The organism is Nocardia sp. NPDC005978 (assembly GCF_040614455.1).
Classification (GTDB): domain Bacteria; phylum Actinomycetota; class Actinomycetes; order Mycobacteriales; family Mycobacteriaceae; genus Nocardia.
The window spans coordinates 26,721-44,222 of sequence record NZ_JBEXUS010000068.1 but is presented as its reverse complement, the minus strand read 5'-3'; the positions used below and the strand labels follow the sequence as shown (position 1 = coordinate 44,222).

The window sequence follows — 17,502 nt, the reverse complement described above, 5'->3', positions numbered from 1 at the left end:
AGACGGACCCCGCGATACCCCAGCCTCCCAACAACCCGCCCGCTCCCAAGCCCGCCCCCACGGCGCCGGCTCCCGCCGCGGCGGGAGGCGGCCGGTCCGGCAAGACGCTGGTGCCGATCATCGGCGCGTTCGCCGCGGGCGTGGTGCTGGTCGCCGCCGTCGCGGCCGGGGTCGTGCTGTGGAAGCAGGCCGACGACAGCAAGCAGGAGATCGAGGCCCGCGACGCCGCGACCGCCGCGGCCTGCGATTTCGGCAAGGCCGTCTCCAACTACGACGCCAAGAGCCTGGACGACTACTTCACCCGGGTGAAGGATCTGTCCACCGGGCAGTGGCTGTCCTTCTTCGACGGCGCGTCCGGCGCGCTGAAGGAGGCCATGTCCAGCGTGCAGGCCAAGTCCACGCTGGACGAGATCCACTGCGCGTGGGAGTCCGGCGACGACAGCAAGGCCAAGGTCGTGCTGATCCTGACCCAGGTCCGTTCCAACGGCGTGGTGGCCCAGTCCGACATGCTGACCGTGCCGGGCGTGGCCGAGCTGGAGAATCAGGACGGCGTCTGGAAGGTCGCCAACTTCGACTCCCCCGCCATGAAGAGCCTCGCCGGCCCGACCGGTGGCGGCGCGCCGAGCACCGCGCCCGCGCCGAGCACGGCTCCGGCCCCCGGCAACTAGCCGGCCCGACGAACGGAAACCGCCGCCCGTGCACGAATCACGGGCGGCGGTTTCGTCGTATCCGCGTGGGCGGCATCCGAACCGGCAGCGGATCATCGCGCGCCGGCCCGCGGGGCCTCGGCTCAGAACAGGGTCAGCGCGTCCGCGGGCGTGCTCTTGGCCGCGGACACGCGGCGGCGCGGTGTCTTGGCGGGGGTGTGGGCCGTGGTCGCCGCCGGGGGGTGGGCCGTGATCGTGGTGGCGACGGCCGCCGGTTCGGCGGGCGCGGGCTGCGGTGCGATCACCGGCAGCGGCTCGGTGACGGGCTCGGCCGGCAGCGGCTCGATCAGCGGCTCGCCGGGGGCGGTGGCGGGCACGCCCGCGGCATTGCTGCCGGGCGCGTCGGTGCCCGCGCCGGACGCGGCGACCTTGCGCGCGGCCTGCCCGCAGAGCGTGTCGGCCTGCTCGTTGAAGTAGTTGCCCACGTGGCCGCGTACCCAGCGGAATCGGACCGGGCCGGGCCGGGCCGCGATGGCCCGGTCGATCTCGCGGATCAGTTCGATGTTCTTGACATCGCCGCCGCTCGAGGTGCGCCAGCCGTTGCGCCGCCAGCTGTTGATCCACTCGGAGGCGCATTTGATGGCGTAGAGCGAATCGCTCTCGATGAGCAGCGGCTCGGAGCCGGAGTGCGAGCGCACCGCTTCCAGCAGCGCACGGAGCTCGGCGATCTGATTGGTGCCCGAGACCGCACCGCCGCTGGCCGATCCGCCCGCGTGATTGACCCAGGCCCAGCCGATGGCGCCGCCCGGGTTCCGCAGGCACGATCCGTCGGTGCTCACGATGATCATGCTGGTTACCCTACGCAATCCGGCCGACAAGATCCGTTCCGTGGAATTCCTCTATCTCCCTACGCAATTGCGACTCGGTACGCCGAACCGCTGATTGTACGGCGGCTGCCAGCATACGGGAGAGCAGTCGCCCGGTGAGTCCCCGCGGTGTCCAGTACTCGGTTTCCGAGGTCAGCACCGCGCGGCCGTAGCCGAGCGGATCGAAGCGCAGCTTGATCACCGCGAGCGGGTCGGTGCAACTCGCGCGAGCACCCTGCGCGGGCGCCGGCTTCCCCTTCCGGCGTCTGCGCAGGGTGTACTCGATGACCGCGTTGCGGCGGTACTCGGTGATCTCGCACTCGACCGTGGGATGCCACGGGCCGACCCGGAGGGTGGTCGCGAAGACGGCTCCCGAACCATGATCGGACTCGCCGATCGGTTCGAAGGCCGCCACGATGAACGCCCAGTCCGGCACGAACTGATGGTTGTCCGTGTACGTGAACGCGACCTCCACCGGCGCACCGACGTCACTCGCGTATTTGATGTGGCCCATAGGCTGCTCCCTGTCCCACGGCTGCCAACAAAAGTACTACAGCAATCCTATTTATTACATGGATACCCGGATATCGCGAGGGCGGAAGTGGATATCCAGCGGCCTCCCGGCAATTCCCCCTATTTCGGTCAATCGTCCAATTGTGCGGCGATGTGCTCGGCGATCGGCAGCGCCGAGGTGGCCGCCGGAGACGGGGCATTGAGCACGTGCACCGAGCGCGGGGTGCGCTCGATCAGGAAGTCGTGCACCAGCGTGCCGTCGCGCAGCACGGCCTGCGCCCGGATCCCCGCCGGGCGCGGCAGCAGATCCGCCGCGGTCAGCTCGGGGCAGTAGCGGCGGCACTCGGCCAGGTATCCGCGCTTGAACAGCGAGTTCCGCATCTCGCGCAGCCCGGTGCGCACGTTGGCCGCTGCCACCCGGTGAAAACCGGGGAACCCCAGCACGTCCCGGGCGTCGCGCAGATTCACGCTGCCCTTGCGGTACCCCTCGCGCGCCAGGCCCAGCACCGCGTTCGGGCCGACGGTCAGCTCGCCGTCGATGGTCGGGCTCAAATGCACGCCCAGGAACGGCAATTCGGGATCCGGAATCGGATAGATGAGGGCGCGCACCAGATTCCGGCGATGCGCGGGCAACCGGTAGTACTCGCCGCGGAACGGCACGATGCGCAGGTCGAGTTCGAGCCCGGCGAGCCGCGCCAGGCGATCGGCCTGCAACCCGCCGCAGACCACCAGGCGGGCCGTCCGCCAGGTGCCCGCGGGCCCGGAAACCGTTACCGCGTCCGCTGTTTCGGCGATCGCGGTGATCTCGGCGCCCAGGACGATCTCGCCGCCGCCCGCCCGCACCCGGTCGGCCAGGGCCTCGGTGACCCGGGTGTAGTCGATGATCCCGGTGCCCGGGACGAACAGCGCGCCGACGCCGCGCACCCGCGGTTCGCGCCGCCGGAGTTCGGCTGCGTCCAGCAGTTCCACCTCGACGTCGTTGGCGACCGAGCGCTCGTAGAGCGCCAGCATGCGGGCCTGCTCGCCGGCATCGGTGGCCACCAGCAGTTTTCCGCACACCTCGAACGGAATCCCGTGCTCGGCGGCGAAGGTCTTGGTCCACTCCGCGCCCGCGCGGCACAGTCGCGCCTTGAGGCTGCCGGGCTCGTAGTAGATGCCCGAGTGGATGACGCCGCTGTTGTGCCCGGTCTGATGGACGGCGAGGCGGTCCGCCTTCTCGAGCAGGAGCACGCGGGCGCCCGGATGCCGTTCCAGCAGGCGGTACGCGGTGGCCACCCCGACGATGCCGCCGCCGATCACGCAGTAGTCGTACACGGGGGAAGTCTCACACAGCGGTGCCGTCCGGCGCGTCCGGCGACCCTTCCCGGGCGTCGTGGTGGCCGAGCGCCGCGTCCTGGCCCGAGGTCCCGGGCGGGACCGGAACGGCGGCGGTGAGCTCGTCGGTTGCCGTGGCGGCGGGTGCGGGGTGGCGGGCCAGTTGCAGGCCGTGGGCCCCGATGGCCGGATCGGACAGGGTCAGGGTGAGTTCGCCGCGCCGGGTGTCGAGATCGGTGCGCAGCTGGGTGACCGCGCTCGGATTGCCGCCGACCACGCCGAGCTGTTCCCCGATCGGCCCGCGCAGCACGAGGTCGGCCAGGGTCGCGAAGAGGTTGGTGTCCACGGTGAAGGTCAGCGAATTGCGTTGCACGGGTAGCACTTGCGCGCCGACGTAGGTATTGCCGAGCCGTAGCTGCCCGGCCAGCGCGGTGCTCTGCGGTCGGGGTGCCTCCTCGGCGGCGGCGCTCTGTGTCGAGGGCACGCCGTCGCGGTTGCTGATCACGGTGCGCTGATTCTCGAAAAGCGCTGCGATGTCGGTTCTTTCGGCGAGCGGCAGAATGCCGCCCGGGTGACGGTCCGCGCTCGCCGCGGTGAGGTCCCGCGGGGCGGGCGGCCCGGCGAGGATGCTGTCCGAATGCTGTACGCCCGCCATCTGATTGGCGATGTAGGCGCCGGCGGTGACGGTGAGACCGATGCTGGCCATGGCGGCGGTGACGACGGCGGTGTAGCGAACCGCCTGTGCCGCGCGCCGGGTCGACCGGACGGCCTGCGTCGCGAGTTCGTGCGACATGACTGGTGCGTCCTTCCTCTCCCCTGGTCCCCCTGCGTCTTTCGACGCCCACGACCCGCACCATTGAAAGTCGTACGCGCGTCCAGGTTACGGCGGCGCGCGGTGGCAGCAGCTATCGATGAGAGCAGGATCACAGCATAGAACGCATATCGCGACAGCCAGCGATTCCTTGCGATCGGAGAGGTTTCCGCCCGCGAAAGGGTGGGTAAATATCGGGTAGCGGCGAGCGCCAACTCGACTGCCATCGAGGACTTCCGGCCAATGTCGTCCGGTCGCACCAGGCACGGCGCACCAACGGTGGCGCTCGCTCGCTCCTTGCCTCCTGGAATGGGACTCGGGGCCGATGTCGCGCCGACATCGCCTCAGATGATGGTCCGACGGGCCGGAGGCCGGGATCGACGGCAGGTCAGTGGAACTGGCCTGCCGTTCGTCCTGTTCCGGGCGGACCCGCGAAAGCCTGTGCCAGCTCCAGCCATTCGGCCACGTCCGCGCCCTCGATCTCCAGCGCGAGGTCGTCCAGGTGCCTGCGCTGGGTGACGGCCAGGCAGAAGTCCAGGGCCGGTCCGCGCAGCCGCTGCGCCGCGTCCTCGGGTCCCCAGGTCCAGACGCCGCCGTCGGGGGCGGTGAGTTCGATCCGGAACTCCGCGGTGGGCACGGCCCGATTGTTGGTGATGTAGGCGAAGTTCCGGGTGCGCACGCCCAGGTGCGCGATGTTGCGCAGGCGAGCGGTGGGGGTTCGCACGACCCCGAGCGCGTCGGCCACGTCCTGCCCGTGCGCCCAGGTTTCCATGAGCCGGGCGGTGATCATGGAGGCGGCGCTCATGGGCGGGCCGAACCAGGGGAGTTTGACCCCGGCCGGCACGACGCGCAGCGCTTCGACCAGGGCGGCGCGGTCGCGGCGCCAGGCGGCGAGCAGTTCGGCCGGTGGCTGTCCGGCCGCGATCTCGGCGGCTTCGTCGACGAAGGTCAGCGCCCGGGGCAGGGCTTCCTGTACGAGAGCGCCGAAGCGCTCGGCGTCGGTGGCCGCGATGACCGAGACCTGATCGGTCCAGTGCAGATGCCCGATCTGATGGGCGATGGTCCAGCCCGCGGCGGGGGTGTCCTGCGACCAGTCGACCTTGTCCAGGTCGGCGACCAGTGCGTCCAGGTCGCCGCATTCGGCGGTGAAGTCGGCCAGTAGCGCCTCGAGATCGGCCATCGCAAGTCCTTGTCGCCGCGCGGAACCGGTCGTCCACCGTGCCGGTGAACGCCGTCGACGGTCAGCATCGCAGTGCGGCCAGAAAAATGCAAGCGTGCGTGCTTGTATTTCCGCCGCGCTGTTCGCCCAGGTGAGCGACCTTCTGGCTACCAGCCGAACAGGGCCAGGTGCACCCCGCCGACGGCGAGTCCGAGCACCGCGCCGTGCAGATACAGCAGCCACGCGTCTTGTTCGACGGAGGCGTAGAACATCTCCATGAATTCGCCGGGGGTGAGCAGTTGCAGCTTGCGCGCGGCGAACTCGTCGATCTTCTTGGCCTGGGCCGCGGCGAATTCCGGATCCTCGGTGAGGCTGGGGGCCAGGCCCGCCGCCGCGCCGGCCGCGCCGACCTTGAGATTGTCGAACTGCCGCGCCCCGAAGGCGGCCCGCACGAAGGTGTGGGTCGGCCCGAGCTGGCGGTGGATCTCGGCGGAGATGAGCCGCTCGAGCAGCTGCCGGGTCTTGTCGCCGTTCGGGCCGTCCAGCAGCTCTTCGGCCAGGTTGGGCAGGGTCAGCACCTGGTAGGCCAGGATGTGCGCGAGATCGGCCGCGGCCTCGGGCTGCCGCTTGGCCAGCAGCGCCTGCTTCCACAGGTATTTGTAGCGCGGCTGCGGATCGCCGGGTTCGAACATCATCTTGATGGCGATGACATTGACCGCCACGCCGATGGCGGCGGCCGCGGTGAGAATGACGGCCCAGCCCGGGATCCAGCCGATGACCGGAATGCTCTGGTGCACATGCATGTACAGCGCCAGCAGCAGGCCGAACGGCGCGCCCAGCAGGCCGATGCGCACCATGAATTTGAGTTCGGGCGCGGCGACCGTGGTCGTGAGGTCCTTCAGAATGTGCGGATTCTGGCGCAGATACCGAATGACGAAGGCCTTGATGTCGATGAGCTGATCGACATTGTCGCCGAGCTGTTCGAAAGCGGTGCGGGCCAGCGTGGGCAATTCGCGCTCGACCCGCTGGTACAGCACATTGCGGACCGCGCGCGGCACGGCATTCCAGATATCCGGGTTCTCGCGCAGCATCACCTCGTTGACCAGGGACGGCACCTGTTTGCGCCCGACCTCGGCGATGTAGTCGGCGATGCCGTCCAGGTCGAGTTCGCGAATGAAGTCCTTGGGACTGCCGATGCGCATGATGGCGACGTCGACGCAGATGCTCGCCATTTTCTCGGCGCGCGCGGGGATGAAGCCCTGGAAGCCCAGGCGTTTGCCGTCGCCGGAGAAGGTGGGCAGTACCTGGACCCGGCGCGGGAAATAGGGGTAGAGCAGTTCCAGGCCGGGAATGCGGAATCCGCGAAAATAGACCGGCCAGAACAGCATCAGCACGCCGGTCCAGTTGGTGAGCCAGCCCGCGATGGCACTGAACAGCGGGAAGCTGATCAAATCCACGACGAGCTTGGACTGGCCGGTCAGCTCTTCCCAATTGATGAAGACGCCCGAGGCCAGTGTCGTCATGCTGCGTCCCCCTGTGGCCGAGCTTGAAACTCGAGATAACGGTCGATCAACACTCTCACCGGCGGCGGATGCTGTCAAAAGGTCCATGGCCTCGGCGAACGTGTCGCAACGGGCCGGGTCGGCGCGCGTTCCGGGGTCCGGCAAATACGTGGCTTCCGGTGGATATGGTGTGCGGAATATCGGCATACCGCGCGGCGGGCGCGCGGACCGGCAATACTGGTCACTCGACCAGAAGGAAAGGATGAGGGAGATCCCGATGACCGTCGACCGCCGTGGTTTTCTGTCCGGCGCCGCCACCGCCGCGAGTGTCGCGACCCTGGCCGCCGCGGCCGGGCCGGCGTGGGCCGAGCCCGCGCCCGCTCCGTCCGTGGCCAAGTTCCCCTACCCGGACAGCGCCGAACTGCGCGTGCTGATCACCGGCGACGCCGGCACCGGCGCTCGCCCGCAGTGGGCCGTGGCCGACGCGATCCGCGCGCTGCACGCGGACACCCCGTTCTCCCTCGCCCTCGGCCTGGGCGACAACGTGTACGAGTCCGGCCCCTGGGCCAGTGACGACGCACAGTTCGACGCGAAGTTCGAGGCCCCGAACCACGGCCTCGACTTCCCCTGGATCATGGTGCAGGGCAACCACGACAACTCCTCGATCCTGCCCGGCGACGGCGGCTGGCTGCTGCGCGGCGACCACGAGGTGGCCTATCACGCCCGCTCCCGCCGCTGGTGGATGCCGTCCCGCTACTACTCGGTCCCGGTCGGCCCGCCCGCCACCCCGGTCGTCGAGTTCTTCGTCCTGGACCTGAACCCGATCGCGGCCTACCTCCCCCCGCTGTTCGCCCCGTTCTGGGCGGCGGACGGCCAGTTCATGACCGAACAGGCAGCCTGGCTGGACCGCGCCCTGTCCGAGTCGACCGCGAAGTGGAAGATCGTCTGCACCCACCACCCGTACCTGAGCAACGGCAGCCACGGCAACGCGGGCGCGTACGAGGGCCTGACGATAGAGCCGATCAACGGCAACCACGTAAAGACGTTCTTCGAAACTCACGTGCTCGGCCGCGCGAACTACGTCCTCTCCGGCCACGACCACTGCCTCCAGGTCCTGGAACCGACCGCGGCGACAAAGGGCACCCGCCAACTGGTCTCAGGCGCGGCGGCCAAAACCAACTCAGGCGCACACGCGAAGGGCGCGACGACCCCGGCCCTGTTCGAGAACTTCACCGATCTGGGCTTCATGGTCCTGGACCTGACCCCGACCAGTGCGGATCTGGGCGTCTACACCGTGGATCCGTCGAACGGTCTGCCGGTCAACGCCTTCCAGCGCCGCCTGGCCTGAGGCGCACCGCAATCCCCGCTCCCGCAATCACTTCGATTGGGGAGCGGGGGAGCAGCACCCGATCAGGGCTTGAGCACGATGCGAATCGGGTTGCCCTCCTTGGCCTCCAGCGCGTGCACCGCCTTGGCGGCATCGGCCAGCGGCACTACCGCGCTCACCGAGCGGGAGAAGTCGACCCGTTGCAGGCCCTGCAGTTTCACCAGCTGGGTCACGTGCTCGGGCCCCGAGCCGTAGTGCCCGCGCAACTGCTGCTGGAAGAAGCTGAATGCCGTGCCGCCGGAGACCGTGATCGGCTTGTCGGTCAGGCCGACCAGGACCAGGCGGCCCTGCGGGCCCAGGCACACCACCGCCTGTTCCCGGACCGCGGCGACGCCCGCGAAGTCGAAGGCCGCGGCCAGGCCGGTGCCGGTCGCCGCGAAGATCTTGGCGCGCAACTCCGGGTCGGCGGGATCGAAGGCCAGGTCCGCGCCGAACTCGAGGGCGCGTTCGCGGGCGGCGGGGAGGGGGTCGACCGCGATGATGGGGGCGGCGCCGACCAGGCGCAGGAGTTGGACGCCGTGGGCGCCGAGGCCGCCTACGCCCCAGACGCCCACCGGCTCACCGGCCTTGATCTCGGCGGTGGCGGTGATGGCGGCCCAGGGGGTGGAGACCGCGTCCGGGATGAAGCACGCCTGTTCGAAGGGGAGTTCGTCGGGGATCGGGACCAGCGTGTCGACCCGGGCCAGGGTGTATTCGGCCCAGCCGCCGTCGTAGTCGACGCCGCGGGTGAAGGTGGCCTGGCCGCGCATCTCCCCGGCCTGCAACAGGACTCGGTCGCCGATCGCCGGGCCGGTGACGCCCGGTCCCAGGGCGTGCACGGTGCCCGCGACCTCGTGCCCGAGGGTGACGACGTCGCCCTTCAGGAACAGCGGGGTCAGGGTGCCGTCGATGAGGTGCACGTCCGACAGGCACACCCCGGCCGCTTCGACCTTGATCAGCACGTGGTCGGGTCCGGGTTCGGGGATCGGCACCTCGTCGAGTTCCAACCGGCGGTTCGGTCCCAGGTGTAGACGCGCGGCGAGCATGGTCATCGACTCCTCGTGGCAGATCGGTTCGGCACTCCGACCGCCATGCTAGGCCGACCGCACGCCGGGTTCGGCCGATTGCCCGGGCTGTGGTTCGGTGGTGCCAGGCCCGACGGGGCCGGACGGGAGGTCGATGCGATGTCCGAGGACGGCGCGGAATTCAAGGTGGACGCCCTGCGGGTGCAGCCGGGCCGGCGGCTCGGCGGCCAGGTGCGCCTGACCGCCGGTGCGGATCCGATGACGGTGTCGCGCACCCGGATTCAGGTGAACTGCCGGAACCCCACCGACTGGGACGACGAGCTCGGTTCCGCGAACCACCTGATCTACCTGGACGAGACGGTGGCGGCCGATACCCGGGTCCGGGACTCGGGCTCGGTGCTGATCCCCTTCCACATCCGGATCCCGTGGGCCACGGCGCTGACCGAATCGCGTGGCAAGCCGATCTACCCCGTGACGATGGATATCCGCCTGATCGCCGAGCGGGCGGACCGCCCCGCGCTCGGCCAGATCCAGCGCCTGCGCGTGGTGCCGCTCCCCGGGCAGCTCGCCGTCCTGAACGCCGCAGTCGCCCTGGGCGCCGAGCCGAAGACGAGTTCGCTGTTCGCCGGCGGCCAGATTTTCGAGCTGCCCGGCCTGTCCGGCCGCACCGGTTCGGCCAAGCGCCTGGCGCTCACCACCACCGAACACACGCTGGCGGTGAGCTGGTACGAACTCGGCGGTCCCACGGTGGATTCCATCGAGCTCACCCACGATCAGGCGGCCACCGAACCCTGGCCCGACCGCCTGGGGGAGTGGTTCACCCGCCGCCCGTCCCCGCCCCTACCCCCGCTCCCGCCCCCGGCGGACCCGGCCCCCTGATCCGCCACCGATCTCCCCGGCCGTCGACACGAACGACTCGTTCACAACCCGCTCGTCCCTGGGCATGCGGCCGGCCTGATGTCTGCGCCCACTCCTTCGGTGCCCTGTGATCCCGCGAGCGTCATACGCGCTGTTAGTGGTGACACGGCACGCTGTTCGACGGCCGCCTGCACCTCGTCGCCTGTATCCGGCTGGGCCGGTTCGGCTTCCGGCTTTGACCGGCACCGGAGCCGCCGGGGGAGAGGCCAGCGGCGAAGAACCCGCCGACGACATCCGTCCCTCCCGGCGCACGTTCGAGCGAGCGGACGTCGCTGCTGCCGTACGCCCTCGGCTGCGGTCTCATCGGGCGGTAGTCCAATCGGTTCCACGCGTGTGCCCGTATGCCGATGGAGCCGTTCGGCTTTCGGCCGCGACCGGCGCGGGAACCGCGGGGGAGAGGTGGGCGGCGAAGAACTCGGTGACGATCGCCGTCACCTCCGGCGCCCGTTCGAGCATGGCCACGTGCCCGCAGCCGTCCAGCCATTCGGCGCGTTCGGGGCGCAGGGCCGCGTTCACGGTGCGGCCGGCGGCGGCCGAGAGGATCCGGTTCTCGGTGCCCCAGATCGTGCAGACCGGCGGCAGCGCGTCGCGATCGGGCCAATCGTCCAGGGCGGCGAACGAATCCAGGTCGCGGACCAGGCCGACCAGGGCGCGGGCGGGGAACCCGGCGGCCAGCGGGGTGACGTAAGGGCATTCGCGGTAGGCCCGACCGCTGCTGAACCACGTGCGAATCGTGGTGCGCGCGAACCACTGCGGGGTGTGCCAGCCGCCGAGCACCCGCGCGCCGAAATCGGGCAGGGCGCGTGTGGCGCGGGCGGCCAGGCCGAGATCGCCGTGCATGGCGGTGTTCTCGGTGAGCGGGTTGATCGCCACCACCGCGCGCACCAGCCCGGGTTCGCGCCGGGCGAGGGTGAGGCTGATGGCCGCGCCGAGGCAGTTGCCGACCAGGCCGATTCCGGACAGCTCGTGCCGAATCACGAACTCCCGCACCAGTTCGGTGTACCGCTCGAGGGTGTATCCGGCCGCGGGCCGGTCGGAGGACCCGTACCCGGGCAGATCCAGCGCGTACACCCGATGGTTCCGGGCCAGCGCGGTGAGCTGCGGCATCCAGATCAGGTGGGAGGAACCGGCGTTGTGCAGCATGAGCACCGGCGGGCCGTCCTCGCCCTGCCGGAGATACGCGATGCGGGTGCCGTCGAATTCGAACTCGTCCATGACGCTCCAGGGCCTCGTTGCCGATGGTCTCGAACCCATCGTGCTCCGGAAACGCACGGACGCCGAGTATTTCCGGGGTTTCGGTGCCGGATCGCGTTGTACGGCCGGGCGTTCAGGAGGGACCGGTGGTCAGGACGGCGCGGTGTCACCCAGCCGCAGCAGCCCCCGGTCGAGGAAGCGGATCATCCACGCGAAGCTGTCGTCCGGGTCGCCGTCCCACTGGAATCCGCCGCCCGCCTGCAGGGTGGCGAAGCCGTGGAAGGTGCTGCGCAAGGTGCGCAGCGCGTGGATCATGTCCGGCTCGGGGATGCGGTACCCGCGCAGCACCGCCGACATGGATTCCAGCAGTCGTGAACTGGGCTGTCCCAGTGGATCTTCCGGCCCCGTCGGTTCGACGCCGACGGTGGCCGCGTATCTGCCCGGGTGGTCGACGATGTAGCCGCGAAAGCCGTCGGCGAAGGCCGCCAGCGCCGCGCTGCCCGAATGCCCGTGCATGGCGTCGCGCACGCGCGCGTCGAGTTCGGTCAGGGCGAGGACGGCGATCCCGCGCTGCAGGTCGGCCAGGCTCTCGACGTGTTTGTAGAGCGAGGGCGTGCGCACGCCCAGCCGCTGGGCCAGCGGGCTCAGCGCCAGATTCGCGAAGCCCACCTCGTCGGCCAGCGCCGCACCGGCGGCGATGACCTCGGCTCTGTTCAGTCCGGCGCGCGGCATCAGGCGTGCTCTTTCAGGAACGGCAGGATCAGCTCGGCGGTGCGCTCGGGCGCCTCGGCGTGCGGGTAGTGGCCCGCGCCCTCGACCAGTCCGAGGCTGCCCAGCCCGGCGGGCATGGCGGCGATGATGGCCCGGCCCTCGGCTTCCGGGTTCGGGAAGTCCGGGTCGGCGGTGCCCATGACCAGGAGCGCAGGCTGGGTGACGTTGCCGAGCTGGGCCTGCGCGTCGGCGGGGGTGGACTTGCCGGTCTTCATGAACTCGGCCATCCGGCCGGGTTCGCGCAGCTTCGCGAGCAGTTCGGCGAGGTAGGCGTCGTAGTCGGCGGGTTTGGCCGGGTAGGCCGCGTCCAGGTACTTCTCCCACTGCCGCAGGCTCTTGAAGACGAGGGTCGACATGAGCGCGGTCATGCCGCGGCGGTGCCGGGCCGTCTTGACGAACGCCCCGAGGTCGAACTTCTGCACCCGGGTGAACGGGTTGATCTCGACGATGCCGCTGACCAGTTCCGGCGATTCGGCGGCGGCGATGGTCGCGGCGCCGCCGGAGAGCGAATGCCCGACGATGACGGCCGGCCCGCCGAGCTTCGCGATGACGGCCAGCAGGTCCCGCGCCACGTCGGTGCGGCTGATGGCGTCCTTCCCGGTCTCGGAAGGCCAGTTCAGGCTGGATTCGCCGTGGCCGCGCATGTCGACGCTGACCACCCGGTAGCCCGCCGCCGCGATGAGGGGCGCGAGGTACCGGTAGGCCTGCCGCCGATCGCCGATGCCGTGTGCGAGCAGCACCAGCGGGCCGTCGCCGATCGAGTCGTAAGCGATGCGCCCGCCGTCGATGTCCAGGTACTCGGTCATGGTGTCCCTCTCTCCGCAGGAGTGAAGCTAAGTTCGATAGCTATAAAGCTAATAGCTTTAGCCATACGCGTCAACCCCCGGGTTCCGGCTCGGTCCCGGACCGCCGCCCGCGGCGGGCAATCCGTGGACTTTCCGTGGTGCGTTCCGTGGTCGGCACGGATGTCCCGCGCCCGCCCCGGAAATACCGTTGAAGACATCACAACCAGCGAGAACAGGAGCCCGACACCATGACCGCCACCCCCGCCAAGGGCATCAAGACGGTGCTCTACCCGGTCTCCGATCTCACCGCGGCCAAGGCGTTGTACACCGCCCTGCTCGGGGTGGAGCCGGAGATCGAGGGCACCTACTACGTCGGCTTCACCCTCGACGGCCACCACATCGGCCTGGTGCCGGACGGCGGCCCGCAGGGCAACACCACCCCGGTCATCTACTGGGAGGTCCCCGACATCGAGGCCAAGCTCGCCGAACTGGGCCAGGCCGGCGCGAGGGTGCAGCAGTCCCTGCGCGACACCGGCAACGGCCGCCGCGTCGCCGAGGTGCTCGACGCCGACGGCAACATCCTGGGCCTGCTCCAGGACCGCTGAATCACCAAGTCCCCCAAACATTCCCGCCGCAACGGCACCGAAACACCACCGGAGGAACCCGACATGACCACCGACACCGCCACCAAGACCACCGTCGGCTTCTCGGACGCCGAGCGCGCCGCGATGAAAGCCCATGCCGCCGAACTGAAGACCGAGGCCCGGCGCGGCGGCAAGTCCAGCAAGGCCGACGGCACCGCCGACGTCCTGGCCAAGATCGCCGAGATGAACGACTCCGATCGCGCCCTGGCCGAGCGGGTGCACGCCATCGTCACCGAGCACGCCCCGCACCTGATGCCCAAGCTCTGGTACGGCATGCCCTCCTACGCCAAGGACGGCAAGGTGCTGTGTTTCTTCAAGAGCGCCGAGAAGTTCAAGTCCCGCTACGCCACCGTCGGCTTCGAGGACAAGGCCGGGCTCGACGAGGGCACGATGTGGGCGACCTCCTTCGCGCTCACCGGCCTGACCCCGGCCGACGAGGCGTTCCTCGGCGCGCTGGTCGCGCGCGCCGCCCGGTAGTTCCGGGGCGGAAATACCCTCTGAACTGTGCGTTCGCCCGGATCGCCACGCGGTGACCCGGGCGTTCGCCGGTGGCGAACAAGGTCGCGGAATTACCGGGCGGGGGTCGGGGTTGATTGGGTAACGCTCAACCTGAGTTGAGTAGGAGACGCTCAATCTTGGAAGAGGTAGAAGTCGTGACCAACACCCAGAACCTTCCGGTCCTATTCCTGACCGATCCGATCGTGCTGCCCGGCATGATCGTGCCGATCGAGCTCGACGAATCCGCGCAGGCCGCCATCGACGCCGCCCAGGCCGGCAAGGTCAACCAGGTGTTGGTCGCGCCGCGGCTGGAGCAGGGTTACGCCGCCTACGGCGTGGTCGCCGGCATCGAACAGGTCGGCCGCATGCGCGGCGGCGCGCCCGCCGCGGTTCTCAAGGCCGAACGCCGGGCGAAGATCGGCCACGGCGTGACCGGCCCCGGTGCGGCCCTGTGGGTCGAGGCCGAACCGGTCGAGACCCCGCCCGCCGACGGCCGCACCAAGGAGCTGGCCGCCGACTACAAGAAGCTGGTCGTGGCGGTGCTGCAGCGTCGTGAGGCGTGGCAGCTCATCGACGCGGTCAACCAGCTCTCGGACCCCGAGGCCATCGCCGACACCGCCGGCTGGGCCCCGTACCTGAGCCATGACGAGAAGCGCGAACTGCTCGAAACCCTCGACGTGGCAACCCGTTTGACCAAGCTCATCGAGTGGACCAAGCAGCACATCGCCGAGACCGAGGTCAACGAGAAGATCAGCGAGGACGTGCGCGAGGGCGTCGAGAAGTCGCAGCGCGAATTCCTGCTGCGCCAGCAGCTCAACGCGATTCGCAAGGAGCTGGGCGAGGACGAGCCCGACGGCGCGGAGGACTACCGCACCCGGGTCGAGAACGCCGATCTGCCCGCCGACATTCGCGAGGCCGCGCTGCGCGAGGTCGGGCGGCTGGAGCGGGCGAGCGATCAGAGCCCGGAGTCGGGCTGGATCCGGACCTGGCTGGACACCGTCCTGGAACTGCCGTTCGGCGTGAAAACCGAAGACAGCACCGATGTCTCGGCCGCGCGCGCGGTGCTGGACGCCGATCACCACGGCCTGGACGAGGTCAAGGACCGCATGGTCGAGTACCTGGCGGTGCGTGCGCGCCGCGCCGCGCGCGGCCTGGAGGTCGTGGGCGGCCGCGGTTCCGGCGCGGTGCTGGTGCTGGTCGGCCCGCCCGGCGTGGGCAAGACCTCGCTGGGTGAGTCCGTGGCACGGTCGCTGGGCCGCAAGTTCGTACGCGTCGCCCTGGGCGGCGTGCGCGACGAGGCCGAGATCCGCGGGCACCGGCGCACCTACGTCGGCGCGCTGCCCGGCCGCATCGTGCGGGCCATGAAGGAGGCGGGTTCGATGAATCCCGTCGTCCTGCTGGACGAGATCGACAAGGTCGGCTCCGATTTCCGCGGTGATCCGGCGGCGGCGCTGCTCGAGGTCCTGGACCCCGCGCAGAACCACACCTTCCGCGATCACTACCTGGACCTGGATCTGGACCTGTCCGACGTGCTGTTCATCGCGACCGCGAACGTCATGGACACCATCCCCGGCCCGCTGCTGGACCGCATGGAGCTCATCACGGTCGACGGCTACACCGAGGACGACAAGGTCGCCATCGCCCGCGACTTCCTGATCCCGCGTCAGCTCGAGCGCAACGCGCTCACCGCCGACGAGGTGGAGGTCACCGACGAGGCGCTGCGCGAGGTGGCGGCGAACTACACCCGCGAAGCCGGTGTGCGGCAGATGGAACGGCTCATCGCCAAGGCCCTGCGCAAGGCGGCGACCAAGCTCTCGGAGTCGGCGGACACCAGCGCACTGGCCGAAAGCATCATCACCGCCGGTGAATTCGTTCCGGACGCGCCCGACGCGACCGGAAACGACTCCACAGCACTGGGTTACGACGCGGGGCTGGGCTACGAGCCGGCCACCCCGGTGACGGCGGCCGATCGATTGGTGATCGGCGTCGGCGACCTGAAGGACTACCTGGGCCGTCCGCGCTTCACCCCCGACGGGGTGGAACGCACCGCGGTGCCCGGTGTCGCAACGGGTTTGGCGGTGACCGGCGCCGGCGGCGACGTCCTCTACATCGAGGCCAATGCCGCCGAGGGTGAGCGTTCGCTGACCCTGACCGGTCAGCTGGGCGACGTCATGAAGGAGTCCGCGCAGATCGCGCTCACCTACGTGCGCTCGCACCTGGAGGAGATCGGCATCGAGCCGAAGGTCCTGGACCGCAACATCCACATCCACTTCCCCGCGGGCGCCGTTCCCAAGGACGGTCCGTCGGCCGGCGTCACCATGGTCACCGCCCTGGTCTCGCTCGCCCTGGACCGCCAGGTCCGCGCGGATGTCGGAATGACCGGTGAGGTCACCCTCAACGGCCGCGTCCTGCCCATCGGCGGGGTGAAGCAGAAGCTGCTCGCCGCCCAGCGCGCGGGTCTGAAGACCGTCTTCATCCCCGCCCGCAACGAGCCGGATCTCGACGACGTCCCCGCCGAGGTCCTGGCCGCCCTGGATGTCCGCCCCGTCGCCGACGTGGCCGAGATCCTGGCCTACGCCATCGAACCGGTCATCGAACCGGCGCTGGACGGCCGCCCCCTGAGCGCCACCGCCTGATCGGCGCTCACCCACCGGCCGCGCGTGTCTCCCACACGCGCGGCCGGTGTCGTATCCGACTTGGCTATCGCAGGGCAAACGAACGGGGCGCGGATGTTTCACATGAAACGAAATCCGCACGGTCCGTTCGTTTCTCGTACGGTGGGTGGTTGTGATGACTGTCGCCAGCTGGAATGTGCTGCATCGTGTCCATGCCGACAATTGGGCCAGTGAGATTGCTGGTCGGTGGCCGGACGAGACCGACCGGATAGCGGCGGTCACCGCCCTGGTGGCCGGGCGCGCCGAGCAGGTGATCGCCCTGCAGGAGGTCAGTGGCGATCAGCTCGCTGATCTGCGAAAGTCCCTACCGGAGCGAACTTTTCATACCCTGCGGTATCCGCGGGTGCCCAGGCCGAAGCAGGTTGCCTCGCAGTTGTCCGAGGGCTTCGAGGCGCTCGTGCTGATCGTGGACGGCCCGAGCCGCACCCTCGCCGCCGAGCCGTTCGACAACGATCCGGGCAACGGCGCGCTGGTCGTGGAGGTCGCCGGGGTGCGGGTGATCGCGACCCATGTCACCGGGGACAGTCGACGGAACCGGCAATTCGCCCGGCTCGCGGAGCTGGCCACACCCGGTCCCGCGGTGCTGCTCGGCGATTTCAACGCCGACAGCAGCACCGTGGCTACCGCCCTCGGCGCGGATTTCGAGATCGCGGGCTTCGCACCGGACGGTCCCGCCACCCGCCCGCGCACGACGACCTCGAAGTCCCAGTTCATCGATCACGTCATCACGCGCGGCCTCGCGGTGCGCGAGGCCGCGGTGGTGCCGGTGGCGGGGGTGTCGGACCACAATCTGGTCCGCGCCGCCGTCGGCTAG

General features: G+C 69.8%; 15 protein-coding genes and 2 pseudogenes. 7 read left to right on the top strand and 10 right to left on the bottom strand.

What is annotated here, in order from left to right; all coding sequences use genetic code 11:
* Window positions 1-668: pseudogene (locus ABZ319_RS26705) on the top strand (hypothetical protein); the annotation flags it as partial.
* Window positions 669-1,063: 395 nt separating this feature from the next.
* Here the strand turns inward: ABZ319_RS26705 and ABZ319_RS26700 are convergent.
* The 6 genes and pseudogenes from ABZ319_RS26700 to ABZ319_RS26675 all read right to left on the bottom strand — a co-directional run.
* Window positions 1,064-1,495: pseudogene (locus tag ABZ319_RS26700) on the bottom strand (ribonuclease H); the annotation flags it as partial.
* Window positions 1,496-1,505: 10 nt separating this feature from the next.
* Complete coding sequence (locus ABZ319_RS26695) at window positions 1,506-2,027, bottom strand: SRPBCC family protein (protein WP_354989234.1); 522 nt, start codon at window positions 2,025-2,027, stop codon at window positions 1,506-1,508.
* Window positions 2,028-2,155: 128 nt separating this feature from the next.
* Window positions 2,156-3,340, bottom strand: a complete 1,185-nt coding sequence (lhgO, locus tag ABZ319_RS26690) for an L-2-hydroxyglutarate oxidase (RefSeq protein WP_354989233.1) — start codon at window positions 3,338-3,340, stop codon at window positions 2,156-2,158.
* A gap of 10 nt (window positions 3,341-3,350) precedes the next feature.
* A complete protein-coding gene (locus tag ABZ319_RS26685) occupies window positions 3,351-4,133 on the bottom strand; it encodes a hypothetical protein (protein ID WP_354989232.1) in 783 nt (260 codons plus the stop codon).
* A 406-nt stretch (window positions 4,134-4,539) separates the two neighbouring features.
* Window positions 4,540-5,331 carry a TIGR03084 family metal-binding protein gene (locus ABZ319_RS26680; protein ID WP_354989231.1) on the bottom strand — a complete coding sequence of 264 codons (792 nt, stop codon included), beginning with the start codon at window positions 5,329-5,331 and terminating at the stop codon, window positions 4,540-4,542.
* A gap of 146 nt (window positions 5,332-5,477) precedes the next feature.
* Entirely contained in the window at window positions 5,478-6,833 is a 1,356-nt protein-coding gene (locus ABZ319_RS26675) for a hypothetical protein (protein WP_354989230.1), read from the bottom strand.
* A 256-nt stretch (window positions 6,834-7,089) separates the two neighbouring features.
* On the opposite strand from ABZ319_RS26675, the gene ABZ319_RS26670 reads away from it, so the two are divergent.
* A complete protein-coding gene (locus ABZ319_RS26670) occupies window positions 7,090-8,160 on the top strand; it encodes a metallophosphoesterase (protein WP_354989229.1) in 1,071 nt (356 codons plus the stop codon).
* A gap of 62 nt (window positions 8,161-8,222) precedes the next feature.
* On the opposite strand, the gene ABZ319_RS26665 is transcribed toward ABZ319_RS26670, so the two are convergent.
* A complete protein-coding gene (locus tag ABZ319_RS26665) occupies window positions 8,223-9,230 on the bottom strand; it encodes a zinc-binding dehydrogenase (RefSeq protein ID WP_354989228.1) in 1,008 nt (335 codons plus the stop codon).
* Window positions 9,231-9,362: 132 nt separating this feature from the next.
* On the opposite strand from ABZ319_RS26665, the gene ABZ319_RS26660 reads away from it, so the two are divergent.
* The gene (locus tag ABZ319_RS26660; protein ID WP_354989227.1) at window positions 9,363-10,082 is read left to right on the top strand and encodes a sporulation protein; all 720 of its coding nucleotides are present in this window, start codon (window positions 9,363-9,365) and stop codon (window positions 10,080-10,082) included.
* Window positions 10,083-10,421: 339 nt separating this feature from the next.
* Here the strand turns inward: ABZ319_RS26660 and ABZ319_RS26655 are convergent, their stop codons facing one another.
* The 3 genes from ABZ319_RS26655 to ABZ319_RS26645 all read right to left on the bottom strand — a co-directional run bounded on the left by ABZ319_RS26655 (window position 10,422) and on the right by ABZ319_RS26645 (window position 12,892).
* Window positions 10,422-11,336 (bottom strand): alpha/beta hydrolase, encoded by a 915-nt coding sequence (locus ABZ319_RS26655; protein ID WP_354989226.1) that lies wholly within the window; start codon window positions 11,334-11,336, stop codon window positions 10,422-10,424.
* Window positions 11,337-11,465: 129 nt separating this feature from the next.
* Window positions 11,466-12,047 carry a WHG domain-containing protein gene (locus ABZ319_RS26650; protein ID WP_354989225.1) on the bottom strand — a complete coding sequence of 194 codons (582 nt, stop codon included), beginning with the start codon at window positions 12,045-12,047 and terminating at the stop codon, window positions 11,466-11,468.
* Window positions 12,047-12,892 (bottom strand): alpha/beta hydrolase, encoded by an 846-nt coding sequence (locus ABZ319_RS26645; protein ID WP_354989224.1) that lies wholly within the window; start codon window positions 12,890-12,892, stop codon window positions 12,047-12,049. Before ABZ319_RS26645 ends, ABZ319_RS26650 begins: the two co-directional genes overlap by 1 nt.
* A 227-nt stretch (window positions 12,893-13,119) precedes the next feature.
* On the opposite strand from ABZ319_RS26645, the gene ABZ319_RS26640 reads away from it, so the two are divergent.
* From ABZ319_RS26640 to ABZ319_RS26625, 4 genes are all read left to right on the top strand, one after another.
* A complete protein-coding gene (locus ABZ319_RS26640; RefSeq protein WP_354989223.1) occupies window positions 13,120-13,476 on the top strand; it encodes a VOC family protein in 357 nt (118 codons plus the stop codon).
* 63 nt (window positions 13,477-13,539) lie between these two features.
* On the top strand, window positions 13,540-13,992 hold the full coding sequence (locus ABZ319_RS26635; RefSeq protein ID WP_354989222.1) for a DUF1801 domain-containing protein: 453 nt from the start codon (window positions 13,540-13,542) through the stop codon (window positions 13,990-13,992).
* Between the two features lie 176 nt (window positions 13,993-14,168).
* A complete protein-coding gene (lon, locus tag ABZ319_RS26630; protein WP_354989221.1) occupies window positions 14,169-16,649 on the top strand; it encodes an endopeptidase La in 2,481 nt (826 codons plus the stop codon).
* A gap of 154 nt (window positions 16,650-16,803) precedes the next feature.
* Entirely contained in the window at window positions 16,804-17,502 is a 699-nt protein-coding gene (locus ABZ319_RS26625; RefSeq protein ID WP_354989220.1) for an endonuclease/exonuclease/phosphatase family protein, read from the top strand.

What these genes read in the sequence shown, in the direction of transcription:
- ABZ319_RS26695 (WP_354989234.1), bottom strand. Translation starts at nt 2,027, where the DNA reads ATGGGCCACATCAAATACGCGAGTGACGTCGGTGCGCCGGTGGAGGTC.
- ABZ319_RS26685 (WP_354989232.1), bottom strand. Translation starts at nt 4,133, where the DNA reads ATGTCGCACGAACTCGCGACGCAGGCCGTCCGGTCGACCCGGCGCGCG.
- ABZ319_RS26680 (WP_354989231.1), bottom strand. Translation starts at nt 5,331, where the DNA reads ATGGCCGATCTCGAGGCGCTACTGGCCGACTTCACCGCCGAATGCGGC.
- ABZ319_RS26675 (WP_354989230.1), bottom strand. Translation starts at nt 6,833, where the DNA reads ATGACGACACTGGCCTCGGGCGTCTTCATCAATTGGGAAGAGCTGACC.
- ABZ319_RS26670 (WP_354989229.1), top strand. Translation starts at nt 7,090, where the DNA reads ATGACCGTCGACCGCCGTGGTTTTCTGTCCGGCGCCGCCACCGCCGCG.
- ABZ319_RS26665 (WP_354989228.1), bottom strand. Translation starts at nt 9,230, where the DNA reads ATGACCATGCTCGCCGCGCGTCTACACCTGGGACCGAACCGCCGGTTG.
- ABZ319_RS26660 (WP_354989227.1), top strand. Translation starts at nt 9,363, where the DNA reads ATGTCCGAGGACGGCGCGGAATTCAAGGTGGACGCCCTGCGGGTGCAG.
- ABZ319_RS26655 (WP_354989226.1), bottom strand. Translation starts at nt 11,336, where the DNA reads ATGGACGAGTTCGAATTCGACGGCACCCGCATCGCGTATCTCCGGCAG.
- ABZ319_RS26650 (WP_354989225.1), bottom strand. Translation starts at nt 12,047, where the DNA reads ATGCCGCGCGCCGGACTGAACAGAGCCGAGGTCATCGCCGCCGGTGCG.
- ABZ319_RS26645 (WP_354989224.1), bottom strand. Translation starts at nt 12,892, where the DNA reads ATGACCGAGTACCTGGACATCGACGGCGGGCGCATCGCTTACGACTCG.
- ABZ319_RS26640 (WP_354989223.1), top strand. Translation starts at nt 13,120, where the DNA reads ATGACCGCCACCCCCGCCAAGGGCATCAAGACGGTGCTCTACCCGGTC.
- ABZ319_RS26635 (WP_354989222.1), top strand. Translation starts at nt 13,540, where the DNA reads ATGACCACCGACACCGCCACCAAGACCACCGTCGGCTTCTCGGACGCC.
- ABZ319_RS26625 (WP_354989220.1), top strand. Translation starts at nt 16,804, where the DNA reads ATGACTGTCGCCAGCTGGAATGTGCTGCATCGTGTCCATGCCGACAAT.